Genomic DNA, 14,931 nt, shown 5'->3' on the forward strand with positions numbered 1-14,931 from the left:
TTGTTCATCGCTTAGCCAAGGCCCCAGAATCCCCAGCCAAAACATACTAAGGCGCACAGATATAAAAAGCCTGCTGGCGACTTCCAGCGTATCGGTTGCCGAATGTATTCAGAAAAACGCAAGTTAGCCAGATGCAACTCAAACAACAGCGCAAACATTAACAAAGCGAATGCAAACTGGTAGTAGCGCTGAGGATCCGAACTACTGTAAAACCAGGGCACATAGAGCGCATACAGAAAAACCAGAACGATAAATAGCACTTTTATGCTTTTATAAGAAAAATGAGAAAACCTCTTCATATCCATGATTTTTCTCCTGTTTATCGAATAGCTGGCAACAGTAACACTATTGCCAGCCATGTTCTTTAGCTTAGAGCCTCACTAATCCAGCTCTGGATGGGCGTATTTTCATTCAGCCATTCTCCTGCTTCATAGCCAACCTTGAAAGACGTAGCTAAAAAACCAAGAGCACCAGTAAACCGGGTGGCAGCAGCAAGATTACTTGCACTGTAAATATTTCCGCCAGAAACAACTGCAATCTGTTTAGCATTTAATACGTTCATGTCTGTTTCTCCTTGAATGAATTAAAGCCTGTCTAACAGGCTCAGTATTAACCCGAAAACCAAGGCTGAAGGCTATGATTTTCGGAGCTCACATCAGCGCTTAACAACAGGCCAGACTGCAGCGGCATGCTCTTATTGTCAGCACGGATATGCTGCCCCCCTGTACACAGTTTCCGGAATGGGGAGCGACATTTCAATTTTGTGTGGCAGCAACGTCGGCAATAAAAATCCCAGCCTGATAGTGCGGGCCGGTTCCTACTAATAAACGCGTGACTCTGTCCCAGGCAAGAGCAGTGAACAGCAAAATGACAATGACTGGTTGTACCAGAACAGAACGACGGAATTTGCCGCGTTGATGCTGTAATCTATTAAAAATAATAAACTTTTGTCTCATAACTGGAGCCTGCTATCAAATGGCAGCCGCCAACATCAGCCATACTATTAACAATAAATTTACCTCACAAAAGTGAATTAATCAAAAATTAACCGTTACATTTTTGGCTAAAAAATTTAACACCTTTATTTGGCAGGGAATTTAGTTGTTCGACAGAGATTTAAATCCTGATAATCATAAAATGCAGCCTATCTTGGCTGGCTATTTGATCCGACCTGTTCAGCAGCTCCAACAATGGGGGTTCATCACCGCACTGCCATTGCAAAAAGCTCTAAGCTACAGAGTATTGCTGGCACCAAAACGCCGCTTAGGCCTTTATCTTCCTTAACCCTCTGTGCTTAGGGCGGAGGATTTCTTATGAAAGCGAATAAAAAACAAGCAGTCAGCACAAAGAGCATGCCACGAAGCGGTGACAACAGCAGAAAAACTTCTTATACTGCCTTCGCTCTTTAGGCTTGCGGTAGCAAAACCTAAAGACACTTCTCAAATGGCCCTATAGCTCAGTTGGTTAGAGCATCCGACTCATAATCGGCAGGTCCCTGGTTCAAGTCCAGGTGGGGCCACCATTTATCAAGCACTTACGTTACGTCTTCTGATTCACTTTAAGTCTGTGCTACCTCTGTGCTACCAACATCGTATAAGTCTTTAGCAAAACACTCAAGCAGCCTCATTTATTCATTGCGATAAAACAATAGTTGACACAACTCTTCGTGAGTTGTATTTTTACATCAACAACGGCTTCCTCCAGAACTCTATATGGGTTCGTAAGAGTGGAAGCTTTTTTTTTGCTACGAAAAAGGAAATCACCGTGGCAGAATTGCTTCCCTATAGAAAACCACATAAAGCAAGTTCAGAGCTTTGTGAGAAGTTATTAGGTCAAGGTCTGAACATCCAAAATCGACAGTTAGCTGAACGTACATTATCGATGTGCAGTTACTATCGCTTTAAAGCATATTTAATACCTTTCCAAAAGCCAGATAAAACATTCCATACGGATGCCACATTTGAAAATGCTTACGACCTATACCTTTTTGACAGCAAACTGCGATCTGAGTTATTCAGAATAATTGCATGCGTGGAAATAGGTGTAAGAAGCACGTTTGAGCAATGGATGACAAAACAAACTGGAAACTTGTTCTGGTATTTGGATACATCACTCTTCGAGAACAGCGACAATCATATTAGAACTGTCAATAACGTCAGGAGCATGTTTATTGATTCAAAAGAGCTTTTTGCGGAACACTTCAGACAAAAATACTTTAACGAATATTGCCCATTCTACAGAGACCTTCCACCTGGTTGGGTTGCGATTGAGCTAATGACATTTGGAAATCTGACGAAGCTACTATCAGGTATTACCGAGAGCAGCATTCAAAGTCTAAAATTGAACCGGTACTCCAAAACGCTTGGCGTTCAGAAATTCAAGTCTCTTGCCTCATGGATGACAACCCTTCAAGAAGTCAGAAACCACTGTGGGCACCACATGCGACTTTTTAATCGTAACCTCAAATCACCAACTGCGATCAAAAGTATTCTGAGTTCAGAAATTAATCTCGTCAAAACGCGTCCTAAAGCGGGATTGAGGGAAGAAGAGCAATTAAATCGACTCTACACCGCCATTGCTGCATTGCAGTGCCTATACAGCCATCTTGGTTACACTGAAAAATTAGGCCCAATCTTAGAGGGATTGTTTGAAGAACATCCGTCTGTACGTCAATTTCAAGCATCAATGGGTTTTCCTGATAACTGGCTAGAAGAACCAATATTTTTTGCCCCTCAGTAATAACATCTGCCAGACAAGAAGAGAGGCACTCGTTATGCCTCTATTGAACCGTTTTATTTATCTACTGCGATATTGCCTTTGAGTACTATATTTTCGTTCGGGAACATCACGGTCTCATTCGCCGTACGAAATGCTATAAATTTATCACTCATAGCAATAACGTACCCAATCCCCTTCGACTCTCCGTTAACAAATAGACTTTGACATCTAGCATTAACCCCACAAGAAAATTCTTTAATTTCGTCTTGAGCAACATTTTTCCCTATATAAAATCCGCTAAAGCAAGCAATTACTGCAGTGCCCACTAGGACAAATATTAAATAAATCATGGACGTCATCATCGTGGCGAAAATTACGGGCAGGAAAAACTTTAAGAACGGCGGCTTTTTGAAAGATTCTTTTACTTTCAACTTCATGCGATTGTTAAAGCCAGAGACCTTATCCTCAAAGTTAGCGGCGACAACAGCAACGATGAAAAGCATTACAAAAAATAATAAAAACGGCTGCCAGTGGCTGAAAATCTTCTCTAACCCCCAGATAAGTAACATGCTAACTGCAATAAAGAAATTGACTAAATAATATTCGGGAGCCTGCAGGAACGCATCAGAACTGAAACCGTAGGTCGATAAATAACCTTGCTGATATAAATATCCCGTCAAATACGCCAGCGGTAATCCTATCGCGAAGAACTGCAATATAGTGCTCAATTTTGTTGTTTTTGTTTCTGTATCAACCATAAAAATCTCACTTAAAAATTATTGAATAGTGGGTATTAGTCCCTAAAATAAAGGACCCAAAAACAATACATAAATTAAAGGATTTTTACACGCAGGAAAGTACTGTTAGCAGTTCAGATTGATAACTGGTAATTCACCGAAGGTACGTCTCCGTAATCTCAGGCCGAAAATGCCCCATTTCCTGCGATACGGTTTCCAGCGCCAAAAGCCTTGTCAGCCCCAAAGATTGTAATTCGTGCATTCTTTCCTGAGCATAGCTGTGGCGAAGCCCGTGTGCGCCTCTAGACCAGTTTAATGCCCTATTAGATGCTGCACTGAATGAGTTAGACCAAGGCTGGCCTCCGGCTATCTGGTAACGACTTAAATAGTTGATGCCTCGGTCCTTAACTGTAACAGGTGCTGGCCTCCTACACTTTTCAAGTTCATGGGACAAAGACACTGGGATCAACACTTCCCGCTTCAAACCGCCCTTCCCTTGCACCGTATAGATAATACCTTCCCTGCCTGAGAACTTAGTCGAGTTTGCTGGGCGTTTATCCGCTGGCCGTTCTGTTGGCTTTGCTAACGTTAATAACTCATGCGCCCTTAGCCCAGCAGCATGGCTAATTCTTGTCGCTAGTGAATTGGAGTCTTTCTGTTGACCAGCAACAAGCTCAACCTGCGGTACTGTATAAGCTCTGGAAAGTAGTACTTGCTGATGCTCGGATTTGATAACTGGAAGTGTTTTGTCTGTTGGCAAAGTGCCGGTGACATGCTGCAACATTTTCTGGATGGCCTGCCGCTCCATATCAAGCGTTTTTTGCCCGACTATCTGCCCCCTTAGCTCAAGATAAGTGAGCACGTCGTTAATGGTCATTGCCTGCAAGCTTGGCAACTTCATCTGTTGGCAGTATTCAGCAACCCGAGTTAGCGCCTGCTCGAAGTTACTAACAGTACGTACAGATTTAATCACTTTGCCCTGGAGCTGCTTCATAACAGCTCCAGCTTGTTTTTGTGGCTTTGCGAACTTAGCCATTGTTATCCAGCCAGCGCTTAACTGTGGTCCAAACAACCTTGACCCGTTTGTCTTTTAACCATCGTTGTAACTCAGCTGTTGTTGCGCCTTGGTGTTTTAGCTGCAACAGCTCGCCTTTATATCGATCAAGCCGCGATCTTTTATACACTTTCTTTCTAAGGATCACGGTTTGAGTCTTTAACCGTGCCAATTCAACTTCAGGATTAAAATCTGACATTGCTATCCACCTTTGCGAAGACTTGTAAGAACTAACTGACCGTAAAAAACGGTTCAGCGGCACTGAAGCCTATTCGCCCACGATGCTCCAAAAGAAGCAGGCCGGACTGATCGCGCCTAAGTTTGGAAATGCAAAAGGGAAACGCAGCATTAGAAGCGTTGCTATAGGAAACTAAATAAACTCTCGCGGAGATGCGTATTGAAGGCAGCTTAAACAGCGCCTGTTTTGATGTTGGGCTTGTGCCCGATTGACAATAAAAGTCTACTGCGAACCAATTTAACTTTCAATCTGCAAATAACTTTCTGCGTCGAAAGCTCTGCCGCCCTCGCCAGCCGCTGGGTACAGGGCAATTCATTGCTTGTACCCAGCGGCTGGCGCAGCCAAAAAAGGTAGGCATTTGCTCGTGATGCCTACATTTTCGATCTTGAAGTTAAGGCATAATGGCTATGCAACAAATACCTAAAAAGAGCCAAAGCACTCTCTCGCACTGACACTGATATCCAGCGCATTCTAAGCGCTAAATACTGCAATCGCTGCCATGATTTTTTGTTCCATTTTTCTGTGCAGTTTTTTCTTCGATGTATTTAATAACCTCTGAAGAAATTTGCTTAGCAAAAATAATATTTTTTGACCAGAAAATGCATTTGACTATCCAGTTAATATTGAAAATCTTCCTTCTTAAGTCATATACGAAATTACTTGAGCGCAACATAGGCCCTCTCAGCCTAATTTTTTCTTCCACCAGGGCCATTTCAATAAATTCTAGATTTGGACTTCCCCTAAAACACTAGACACTCCTTAGGTTAAAATACAACTTTAGGAGGGCACCATGTCCAAGCAACGTTTTACACCAGAATTCAAAGCCGAAGCTATCAAACAAATCACAGAACGTGGATATTCCGTTAAAGATGTATCTGAGCGCTTAGGCGTATCAGACAACAGCCTTTATAAGTGGCTCAAGGAACATAATCAGGCCACTAATCCAGATCCTGTAGTGACGCAGCAGCAGGATTTAGCCGCTGAAAATGCCAGGCTAAAAGCCGCTTTAAAACGGGCTGAAGAAGAGCGGGACATCCTAAAAAAGGCCGCCGCATACTTTGCCAAGCAGTTCAGTTAAGGTATGCCTTTATCCGCGATAACCAGAACTGCCATCCTGTGCGGTTGATGTGTACCATGCTGCGTGTCCATCACAGCGGCTATTATCAATGGCTGAAGCAGCCTGAATCAAACAGAGCACGTGAGAACCAGCGTTTAACGGCACTGATTAAAGAGTCATGGCTTGAAAGCGGCGGCATTTATGGCAGCCCTCGTATCCATGTTGATTTACGTGAAGCCGGTGAAACCTGCTCGGAGAATCGCGTAGCTCGCTTGATGAATTTGGCTGGCCTCAAAGCTATTCGTGGTTATAAAACGCCACGTTATCGTGCGGGTAAACCCGCTGTACCGGCAAAAAACCAGTTACAGCGTGAATTTACTTATAACGAGCCAAATAAAGCCTGGGTAACTGATATCACCTATATCAGAACCTACGAGGGCTTTTTATATCTTGCCGTAGTGTTAGATCTGTACTCTCGACGAGTCATTGGTTGGTCGATGAAGGCCACGCTGGCGAAAGAAATTGTGCTTGATGCGTTGTTAATGGCTGTCTGGCGCAGGAAACCGAAACAACCGGTCATCATACATTCTGACCAAGGCTCCCAGTTCAGTAGCGATGAATGGAAACGATTTCTGGATACACACAAACTCTCAGCCAGCATGAGTCGGCGCGGTAACTGTTGGGATAATGCGGTTGCCGAATCCTTCTTTAGTTCACTGAAAAAAGAGCAGATTAAACGGAGAATTTATAACAACCGTGAAGAAGCGCGTAGTGACATTTTTGAGTACATCGAGGTATTTTATAACCGTCGGCGCAGACACAGTCATTTAGGACAGTTATCACCAGCAGATTATGAGGAAAAAGCTAATCTCAACGAGGTTAACGAGTGTCTATGAGATTGGGGGAAGTCCAAACAGCGGTTTGCCAGAAAGGCTCGGCAAGCCTGTCCAGTTTTGTGCTGCAGTCAGTAAAAAGCCGACTGCGACCACGGCGCCAAAGCCAAATAACATCTCATGGGCGTGCCACAAGCTTGCTGGAAAACCAAACTGAAACGATATCAGGCCGCTAAACCACAAGGCCCAAATGCTGATCGCCAAAAAAGCCCAACAGGCACCAGCCAGAAAAAAAGGCCGGAATGCCAAAGCAAACAGCGGATAAGCAGATAGTGCTTTTCGCTTGCCCACTTCGGTCTGTTCAGGCCAGTGGATATTGATCAAAGGAGGACGCTGGCTCATTCTTTTATTCATAACCTAACGCACTTCTTTATGCAGTTCGTACTGAGCTATACAGCGGCAGACATAGGCAATTTTCACCAGAGTCGCGCTGAAAATCATAGTGACATGACCCGCCAGTTGCAGCTCAAACGAAAACAAATAAGACAGCGGATAACAGACAACCACAGTCGCCAGCAGTAAACTAAAGGACAAAGCTAATAAAGTATTGGCAGCCAATAACAATGTTTCGAACTTGTCAGAGGCGGACAGTTTTTCATTACTAAAAAATTGGGCAACGTGAAACATCATAAGCTCCTTTGGAATCATTGGATTCCGGTTTGATTTGCTTATGTATTGCAGTTCTGATGCCAGTTATTTTTCAATTTAAATTCAATAGCTTAATAATTTAACAACTAAAAACCATGTCAAAATGACACAACAAAAAAGAGTCAAAATGACAAACTAGATTCTTTGTGACACAATTTAAGCACTCTAGTTGTCAGCAGGAGCTGCAATGGCTGAACTCAACTCCACCTTGTTGCTGGAAGTAGCGCTGGATCTGGCGAACAGCATCACTACTACAGACCGCTTTGACCGCTTGCTGGGCTCTGTGCGTAAAGCCATTAACTGCGATGCTGTGGTCTTGCTGTCATTTCAGGGGGAGCTGTTAATACCCCTGGCGATCCAGGGCTTAACGGCCGATACCTTAGGCCGTCGTTTCGCTCTGAAGGACCACCCTCGCCTTGCGATCATTTGCCAAAGCAGCAGCCCGGTGCGTTTTCCATCCGACACTGAATTGGCCGATCCTTACGATGGCTTGTTACTGGCACAGGCCGGTGACTTGCCTGTGCATTCCTGCATGGGTTTACCTTTGTATTCAGATGGTCAACTGATAGGAGTGCTGACGCTGGACAGCCTGAAACCTGATGCTTTTTCAGCCATAGCTGAACGGACCTTAGACTTAATTGCAGCTATGTCAGCAGCCACCCTAAAAACCGCTATCCAGCTGAAAAAACTCGAACAACAAGCGCTGCAGGCGCAACATTTAGTGGAAGAACTGACCCATGAAGCCCTGATCCGCGACGGTGGTGAGCTGATAGGTCAAAGCCAGGCCATGCTGGCGCTAAAAAGTGATATTCAACTGGTGGCGGGTTCAGATTACACAGTGCTGATTCAGGGCCAGACTGGTGTAGGCAAAGAGCTGGTCGCCAGAACTCTACATCAGTTATCCAGAAGAGCTAAACGGCAACTGGTGCATTTAAACTGTGCTTCTTTGCCTGAAACGCTGGCTGAATCTGAGTTGTTTGGTCATGCCAAAGGTGCTTTTACCGGCGCCGAGCGGGAAAGACCTGGTAAATTTTTATTGGCCGATGGCGGTACTATCTTCCTCGATGAAGTTGGTGAACTACCACTTAGCGTACAAAGCAAATTATTGCGGGTGCTGCAAAGCGGCGAAATTCAGCCTGTCGGCAAAGATGAAGTAAAAACGGTCAATGTGCGGGTGATAGCGGCCACCAACAGAGATTTAGCCGCTGAAGTGGCGGCAGGTCATTTTCGCGCCGACTTGTATCATCGCTTGTCGGTCTATCCCATTACTGTGCCAGCCTTAAAAGAACGACAACAGGATGTGTTGCTGCTGGCAGGCTATTTTCTCGAACTGACAGCCCGCAAACTGGGCATACGTCAGCTAAAACTCAGTACTGCAGCTCAGTCTGTGTTGTTGCAGTACAACTGGCCGGGTAATGTGCGGGAGCTGGAACATGTGATTAGCCGCGCTGCCCTCAAAGCCAGAAAAGAAGCCAAAGCTCAGGATATTATTGCGCTGTTACCACAGCATCTGGAACTGGCAGAGCGCGCAGTTTCAGTTGATAACAACCCGCAAGCAGCTTTGCCTATGATCCACAGCAGCGGCTTAAGCCTGAAAGCGGCCACTGAAGAATTTCAGAAGCAGCAAATTATTCAAATCTTAAGCCAAACAGCAGGTAACTGGAGTCTGGCGGCGAAGCAACTGGATGTCGACAGGGCCAATCTGGCCCGCCTTGCCAAACGCTTAGGGATTAAAGTCGAAAAAACAGTACGCAGCTAAAGTTGGCTTAACCAGCGCGTGAGTAGTTGCTGACTAAACTGGCGTAAAGCCGGGGCATAAGCTGTGGTGTCCTGGCGAATTTTCGCTAAATCTGCCAAAGGCCAGGCTGCTAATTCGGCGGCATGGCCAAGCAACCATTGTTCGATACGCTGGCCTTCCAGTTCAGGGTGGCATTGAAACGCCAGTACCTGCGAGCCTATACGGTAAATTTGCTTGTAACTTTCACTCGATGCCAACAGCTCTGCACCAGCAGGCAAATCAAAGGTATCACCATGCCAGTGGAACATCTGGATTTCTGCATCCGCGCTCTCAACCGCAAAGAGCTGAGTGTCCAGCGCCGCTTGAGTAAACTGAATAGGCGACCAGCCAATTTCTTTACCCGAAGCGCCCGGATAGACAGCAGCACCAGCAGCTGCGGCTATCAACTGCGACCCGAGGCAAACCCCTACTAAGGGTCGTTGTTCCGCCAAACGTTGTTTAGCTATCAAAAGCTCTGTCTGTAAAAATGGATATAAAGCCGTGTCGTAGACCCCAACAGGGCCACCTAAAATGACAGTTAAATCGGCCTGATACGCCGCAGTTAAATCATCCATAGCCGCATCCAGATACTGCAGCTGATAACCAGCAGCCGTTAATGGCTCGGCAAAACTACCGAGATCTTCAAACTGCAAATGCCGGATCACCACACAACTTTTCGTTTTCATATATTGTCTCCTCTATGCCGGGTCCTGATGTTCACGACAAATCAGATCTGTGCTTGTTACCGGCAAAGGCTGCTGAGTTAAACCACAAAAGGGCAAACCGTCCTGCTGCTGATGGAAACGGCAGCTTTTACACTGACCAAAACTTTTGCGCTGCTCTTGCTGCTGCACCTGGCTCAACAACTGATGCAACGCACCGGTCAATTGTTGTTCCAGTTCAGGCCCCAGCTGCTGCACTGCCTGTTGCAGCACCTGCACAGCCACCAACTGTTGCACCACAGCTAAACCTGCTGCTGTTGGTTTTAAATGCACTATGCGTTTGTCCTGCAGATCCGGCTCTTTGTAAATCCACTGCCGCTCTTCCAGCGCTTTTAACGACTGAGACACTGTGCCTTTAGTCAGGCCCAGATAATCGGTCACGCCCATCACAGTATCTGAGTAATGATTACAAATACTCAGATAACGCAAAGCGCTGAGCTGCACAGCGGGCACCATAGAAAGTTCGGCATCATCCCGCTGCCAGCTACGCAGCAAACTGTTGATGCGTTCGACATAATCAAAAAAGCTTAAAGCCATAGTTTTTACACCTGCACTTTTAACACCTGCACTTGCATTTGGATTTAGACCTGCATTTTATCTGCACAGTATAGCTTGACATTGTATCGAAGCGAAACTATTATTTTCATAACGTATCGATTCGATACTTAATTTAAGATTGAGTGAGGAGCTTTTATGAACGTTCAGGTTTTTGACACCCATGTAAAAACGACCAATGGCCACTACCTGCATTTTGATGTGTTGGTGACGCCAGAGCATGCAGCTAAAGCTAAACTCTATGCACAGCAGTTTTTACAACAACAAGGCTATAACAGTGACGACATACAGCAACAAAGCTGTGATTTTTGTCATAACGAAATAGCCACCCCAGCGGTTATTGCAGCTATTGATGCACAGGGGTATTACATTCTGAAATTACAGGGCTGTTAAGCGGCTCAGTGTTTAATTAACCCAAGATCAAAGGAGCACCCTGATGAACCCGGCCATTCTTGCTTGTGATTTACATGATCATGTCGAAATTATCTGTATGAGACGATACCCGGTCCTGATCCATCAGCTGGATGGCAGCACTATTCAGGGTATTGCCCGTGACACCCGAAGTACAGCACAGCAAGAATTTCTACTGCTGGATAAGGACGGTCAAAAAGTGGAAATTCCACTGCTGCAGATTGAACGAATTGAGGTATTGGATGCCAATGCACCACAACAGCAAATTTGGTTACAGCAAGGCGGAAGCTGCGCTATTTAAGCCAATCCCCCCATAGCAGAGAAGTCACCACAACGTAGCGTTAACACCGGATGAAAGCTGCAGTTCTCAAGGTTTCACCTTACGGGATATCCCACAAGGTGAACCCCCTAAAGTGCCAAAAACCTGGCCAGGCGCGCCAATTTATATCGACTCTCCGGGTTATGATTTCAACCTGAAAAAGGATACTGAAAGTAAATGCCAACCTGCACAACCCACTGCTCTGCGTAGTGAATCTGTACGATGTGGCTTCAGGTGATTTATCTTTACCTGCCAGCTGGCCGGCACAAACCAAATAAGCAAGGATAAAGCGGGTAGCAAAGGCTATTTCTGTTTCTTGATACCCGCTTTACTGCACAGATATCTGCTGCAACGCGTAATGGCAGTCACTTTTTCATCTGATGCAAATACCTGTCGTACTGTTTTAATACAGACAGTATTTTGTCTCCGGTAAAAGGTTTGACGATAAAGGAGGAAGCGCCACTTTTCATACTGGTTTTGACATTTTCCAGTGTTCTGACACCACTGACCATCACGACAAAGCAGTCTTTATTAATATCCTTAAACTTTTCCAGCAAGTACAAACCTGATTGGTCTGGCAACTCTATGTCCAGAAAGACTAAGGCTGGCTGATACTGATTAAAGGATTTAATGGCCTGCACAGCATTGTTGGCATGCTGGTAGCTCCAGATCACTGAATGCAAGTCCGCTTCGTCTTTTAGCATCGCCAGATTATTCTGCAACAACTGTCTGGTGGAGTCCTGATCATCGACCAGCAAAATATTCTGTGGCGTTCTATGCATTAAGTAGTTCCGGTCTTTAAAGCGACCAAAAGCGCTGTCAACTGTTCATAGCGTACAGGTACTTTTTGTTCTTCCCATAAGAGTTGCAACTCATTGGCAAGACCCGTAATTTGCGCTTCGCCAAAACAAGCCGCATTGCCTTTTAGCCGATGAACTATCTGTTTTATTTTTAACAAGTCATCATTTTGCATCGCAAGCTCCAGCTCAGCTGCAGCCACTGCTAAAGATTCTGCAAACAACTGCTGCAATTCATCAGGTACATCGAGTTTTTTCAGATTTTGTCTGGTCAGCCCATTAAACCAGCCATACAGCAATTCCCATTGGCAGGGCCAGCTGAAGTGTTGGTCGACCTGTTCAAACCGCCCTTCTTGTGCAGCCAGTACCGCAATGGGGCGCTGATACCCCAACTGTCGCAATAACTGAACTGCTTCATGTATTTGATGGTCAGCGTTCTTACTCAGAAACATCAGGGCATCGTACTCATAACTCAAAGCCTGTTGTACGGACTCATCAAGGGTTAAAGCAACATAAGTATGATATCCGACAGATTGTAGTTTGGACTGAACTGCAGGCAGTTCAGATCCTGCGTCCAGTTGAGTCAGCAGAATTTTTAATGGCACATTATCGACCCTTTTGCCCAGGTTAAGTTTATTATGGTCTGCGTATCTGTCTGAGGTCAAATAATCCAACCGCAGGTTTTTTACTGATATATTAAAGAGATATGGGGCATGCAGTGGAAATCTGCCGGCTCTGGGCCTAAAGTGGGACAGCCTAAGGTGCAGTTTTAAGGAATCACAATGAAAACGATGAGTTTAAGTCTGAGTCAACGCATTAACCTGAGTTTTTCCCTTATTGTCTTTGTGATGATATTGTCAGGCTTTATGTTTTACAACAGAGCTATAGACAATGAAGCAAACATCTCCTCCATTGAAACTTCAGACATTAAAGGCATTGAGATTGCCAGAGATATCCGCCTGACTACCTCTGACCACTGGATGGAAACCAATACTATCTATATCAAACTCAACCATAGCAGTGATGATAAAGTTGCCGTCATTGAGGAAGGTCGCGACCACTTATTGAATGCGGAAAAACAAATCAAGGCTTTGTATGCTAACTACGAGTCCACTATCACCTTAGAAAAAGACAAAATACTCTATGCAGACCTTGAACCAAAACTGAGTGTTTATTTTGACCTGAGCCAACAACTGCAGGAAAGGTTAATGACGGATCCTCAAAGTGACATCAGTAAATTATTCCAGAAGCAGAGTACTGCCTGGCAAAGTGTCAGAGCAACACTAGGCGATATGATCAAGTTAAATGAAGAAAGCTACGAAAACTCAATAGCCACTTTGCATAACAACATCACAAAAAATATTTATACCGCCATTGCAGCAGTTGTTATCTCCGTTCTTATCGCCACCTTGTGCGGCTATTATTTACGCCGCGCTATTATGACTCCTATCGACTTTATATTAAGTGGCATGCATAAAATGGGCGAAGGCATACTGACCTACCGTATTGAGAAAAAACAAAATGACGAGTTTGGCTCTATTATCACAGGCTTCAACGACATGGCCGAGTCACTAAAAGAGCTGGTGGTTCAAACTCAAGGCTCTGCAGTCCATTTGAGTTCCTCTATCACTGAGCTGGCCGCTACCTCTAAGCAGCAACAGGCAACGGTTACAGAAACCGCAGCCACCACTACTGAAATAGGGGCAACGTCAAAGCAAATTGCAGCCACAGCCAAGGAGCTATTGCACACTGTCAGTGAAGCAGCGGACACAGCAGCTCACACCTCACGTCTGGCTCAAACCAGTCAGCAGTCGGTCAACAATATGGACGATGTAATGCGTCAGTTGTCTTCTGCCGCAGAGATGGTCAGTGGCAAACTGGCCTTGCTGAGCGAGCGGGCTACAGGCATCAATCAGGTTGTGACCACTATTATGAAAGTGGCTGATCAAACTAATTTATTGTCACTGAATGCCGCCATAGAAGCAGAAAAAGCCGGAGAATACGGTAAAGGATTCACAGTAGTAGCCAACGAAATTCGCAGGTTAGCTGATCAAACAGCCATAGCCACGTATGACATTGAACAGATGGTCCGTGAAATTCAGTCTGCGGTAGCTGCAGGTGTGATGGGCATAGATAAATTCTCAGAAGAAGTGCGCCGTGGTTCATCTGATATGGACGATGTCAGCGAACAATTATCCATGATCATTGAACAGGTTCAGGAACTTGCCCCTCATATCCAACAAGTGAATGAAGGCATGCTGCATCAGGCTGAAGGTGCAGAACAAATCAATTTAGCCTTAAGCCAACTGGCTGATGCCACCTCACAAACCGTGGACTCTTTGGTACAAACCACCAGCGCTATCGATAATATGAGTGATGTCGCCAGTAAATTACGTTCAGGCGTCAACAGGTTCAAGGTCTGACGCCATGGCTTTGTCTGATGTGTCATCCAGACCAGCTGCAACTACGGCTTTGTACCTTATATTCCGAATTGAGGCGGACTATTATGCTTTAGCCGCTTCTGAAATTGAGATGGTGCTGAAGCAACAAAGCCTGAAGAAACTGCCGGGAGCCCCAACCTGGGTTGCAGGTCTGTTGCATTTAGACGGCCAGATAGTACCTGTGATTGATATATACCAGCGCATACTGCAAAGACCTGCATCAGCTCAGTCCAGCACCCGAATTGTTATAGTGAACTACGACAATGACAAACTGTTGGGTTTGTTACTGGAAAAAGTAAACACTTTCGAACGCCTGAACATCAATGGCTGGATGGATGCCACTATCCAGCTGTACAACACTGATTTTCTGGCTTCTGTGCAACAACATGCCAGTTTAGGGCTGCTCCAGAATATAGAACTTTCATTGTTATTACCTGAAGACATCCAGCAGCTCCTGTTTCAGAACGTTCAGCAAAGCCCGGCTCCTGCAACAGAGCAACAGTTAGGCCCAACGCCATGAGTCCGAATTCAGGCTGTCATTGCTTCACAGTCCCCGTGCAGTTA

Annotated in this window: 19 protein-coding genes and 1 tRNA gene; 8 read left to right on the forward strand and 12 right to left on the reverse strand. The window is 45.1% G+C overall.

Annotated features, from left to right (window positions below; translation table 11 throughout):
* Positions 1–11: 11 nt before the first annotated feature.
* From EK374_RS17400 to EK374_RS17410, 3 genes are all read right to left on the reverse strand, one after another.
* Positions 12–305 (reverse strand): hypothetical protein, encoded by a 294-nt coding sequence (locus tag EK374_RS17400; protein ID WP_127025807.1) that lies wholly within the window; start codon positions 303–305, stop codon positions 12–14.
* A 59-nt stretch (positions 306–364) separates the two neighbouring features.
* Positions 365–562, reverse strand: coding sequence for a hypothetical protein (locus EK374_RS17405; RefSeq protein WP_127025808.1), 198 nt, complete (start codon positions 560–562; stop codon positions 365–367).
* Positions 563–755: 193 nt separating this feature from the next.
* Complete coding sequence (locus EK374_RS17410) at positions 756–956, reverse strand: hypothetical protein (protein ID WP_127025809.1); 201 nt, start codon at positions 954–956, stop codon at positions 756–758.
* A gap of 489 nt (positions 957–1,445) precedes the next feature.
* On the opposite strand from EK374_RS17410, the gene EK374_RS17415 reads away from it, so the two are divergent.
* Positions 1,446–1,522: transfer RNA gene (locus tag EK374_RS17415), tRNA-Ile, on the forward strand.
* Positions 1,523–1,764: 242 nt separating this feature from the next.
* Positions 1,765–2,739: an Abi family protein gene (locus EK374_RS17420; RefSeq protein WP_127025810.1), complete on the forward strand. Its 975-nt coding sequence runs from the start codon at positions 1,765–1,767 to the stop codon at positions 2,737–2,739.
* A gap of 53 nt (positions 2,740–2,792) precedes the next feature.
* Here the strand turns inward: EK374_RS17420 and EK374_RS17425 are convergent, their stop codons facing one another.
* From EK374_RS17425 to EK374_RS17435, 3 genes are all read right to left on the reverse strand, one after another.
* Positions 2,793–3,476: a hypothetical protein gene (locus tag EK374_RS17425; protein WP_127025811.1), complete on the reverse strand. Its 684-nt coding sequence runs from the start codon at positions 3,474–3,476 to the stop codon at positions 2,793–2,795.
* Positions 3,477–3,609: 133 nt separating this feature from the next.
* Positions 3,610–4,449, reverse strand: a complete 840-nt coding sequence (locus tag EK374_RS17430) for a site-specific integrase (protein WP_206099236.1) — start codon at positions 4,447–4,449, stop codon at positions 3,610–3,612.
* A 34-nt stretch (positions 4,450–4,483) separates the two neighbouring features.
* A complete protein-coding gene (locus tag EK374_RS17435) occupies positions 4,484–4,708 on the reverse strand; it encodes a hypothetical protein (RefSeq protein WP_127025813.1) in 225 nt (74 codons plus the stop codon).
* 829 nt (positions 4,709–5,537) lie between these two features.
* Between EK374_RS17435 and EK374_RS17440 the strand changes: the two genes are divergently transcribed.
* Positions 5,538–6,700 (forward strand): IS3 family transposase gene (locus EK374_RS17440; protein WP_206099215.1). Its coding sequence is split into 2 segments (ribosomal slippage): positions 5,538–5,793 and positions 5,793–6,700, totalling 1,164 coding nucleotides; the frame shifts between segments, so codons are not numbered across the junction.
* Here EK374_RS17440 and EK374_RS17445 read toward each other — a convergent pair.
* Positions 6,695–7,039 (reverse strand): NnrS family protein, encoded by a 345-nt coding sequence (locus EK374_RS17445; RefSeq protein ID WP_127025814.1) that lies wholly within the window; start codon positions 7,037–7,039, stop codon positions 6,695–6,697. The two genes, EK374_RS17440 and EK374_RS17445, sit on opposite strands and share 6 nt — an antisense overlap.
* Positions 7,040–7,054: 15 nt before the next feature.
* Positions 7,055–7,324 (reverse strand): hypothetical protein, encoded by a 270-nt coding sequence (locus EK374_RS17450; protein ID WP_127026581.1) that lies wholly within the window; start codon positions 7,322–7,324, stop codon positions 7,055–7,057.
* A gap of 208 nt (positions 7,325–7,532) precedes the next feature.
* Here EK374_RS17450 and norR point away from each other — a divergent pair, with 208 nt between their 5' ends.
* A complete protein-coding gene (norR, locus tag EK374_RS17455; RefSeq protein WP_127025815.1) occupies positions 7,533–9,104 on the forward strand; it encodes a nitric oxide reductase transcriptional regulator NorR in 1,572 nt (523 codons plus the stop codon).
* Here norR and EK374_RS17460 read toward each other — a convergent pair.
* Positions 9,101–9,808, reverse strand: coding sequence for a glutamine amidotransferase (locus EK374_RS17460; RefSeq protein WP_127025816.1), 708 nt, complete (start codon positions 9,806–9,808; stop codon positions 9,101–9,103). The genes norR and EK374_RS17460 overlap by 4 nt on opposite strands.
* 12 nt (positions 9,809–9,820) lie before the next feature.
* On the reverse strand, positions 9,821–10,381 hold the full coding sequence (locus EK374_RS17465; protein WP_127025817.1) for a MarR family winged helix-turn-helix transcriptional regulator: 561 nt from the start codon (positions 10,379–10,381) through the stop codon (positions 9,821–9,823).
* Between the two features lie 156 nt (positions 10,382–10,537).
* Here EK374_RS17465 and EK374_RS17470 point away from each other — a divergent pair, with 156 nt between their 5' ends.
* Both EK374_RS17470 and EK374_RS17475 read left to right on the forward strand, forming a co-directional pair.
* Complete coding sequence (locus tag EK374_RS17470; protein ID WP_127025818.1) at positions 10,538–10,792, forward strand: DUF2024 family protein; 255 nt, start codon at positions 10,538–10,540, stop codon at positions 10,790–10,792.
* A 43-nt stretch (positions 10,793–10,835) separates the two neighbouring features.
* Positions 10,836–11,111 carry a Rho-binding antiterminator gene (locus tag EK374_RS17475; RefSeq protein ID WP_127025819.1) on the forward strand — a complete coding sequence of 92 codons (276 nt, stop codon included), beginning with the start codon at positions 10,836–10,838 and terminating at the stop codon, positions 11,109–11,111.
* Between the two features lie 383 nt (positions 11,112–11,494).
* On the opposite strand, the gene EK374_RS17485 is transcribed toward EK374_RS17475, so the two are convergent.
* Positions 11,495–11,911 carry a response regulator gene (locus tag EK374_RS17485; protein ID WP_127025820.1) on the reverse strand — a complete coding sequence of 139 codons (417 nt, stop codon included), beginning with the start codon at positions 11,909–11,911 and terminating at the stop codon, positions 11,495–11,497.
* Positions 11,911–12,531 carry an Hpt domain-containing protein gene (locus EK374_RS17490; protein ID WP_127025821.1) on the reverse strand — a complete coding sequence of 207 codons (621 nt, stop codon included), beginning with the start codon at positions 12,529–12,531 and terminating at the stop codon, positions 11,911–11,913. Before EK374_RS17490 ends, EK374_RS17485 begins: the two co-directional genes overlap by 1 nt.
* Positions 12,532–12,708: 177 nt before the next feature.
* Here EK374_RS17490 and EK374_RS17495 point away from each other — a divergent pair, with 177 nt between their 5' ends.
* Together EK374_RS17495 and EK374_RS17500 are read left to right on the forward strand one after the other, a co-directional pair.
* The gene (locus EK374_RS17495) at positions 12,709–14,349 is read left to right on the forward strand and encodes a methyl-accepting chemotaxis protein (protein WP_127025822.1); all 1,641 of its coding nucleotides are present in this window, start codon (positions 12,709–12,711) and stop codon (positions 14,347–14,349) included.
* Positions 14,350–14,353: 4 nt separating this feature from the next.
* Positions 14,354–14,887 (forward strand): chemotaxis protein CheW, encoded by a 534-nt coding sequence (locus EK374_RS17500; protein WP_164731905.1) that lies wholly within the window; start codon positions 14,354–14,356, stop codon positions 14,885–14,887.
* Positions 14,888–14,931 lie beyond the last annotated feature (44 nt).

Origin of the sequence: Rheinheimera mangrovi, assembly GCF_003990335.1 — a bacterium.
GTDB classification, from domain to species: Bacteria; Pseudomonadota; Gammaproteobacteria; order Enterobacterales; family Alteromonadaceae; genus Pararheinheimera; species Pararheinheimera mangrovi.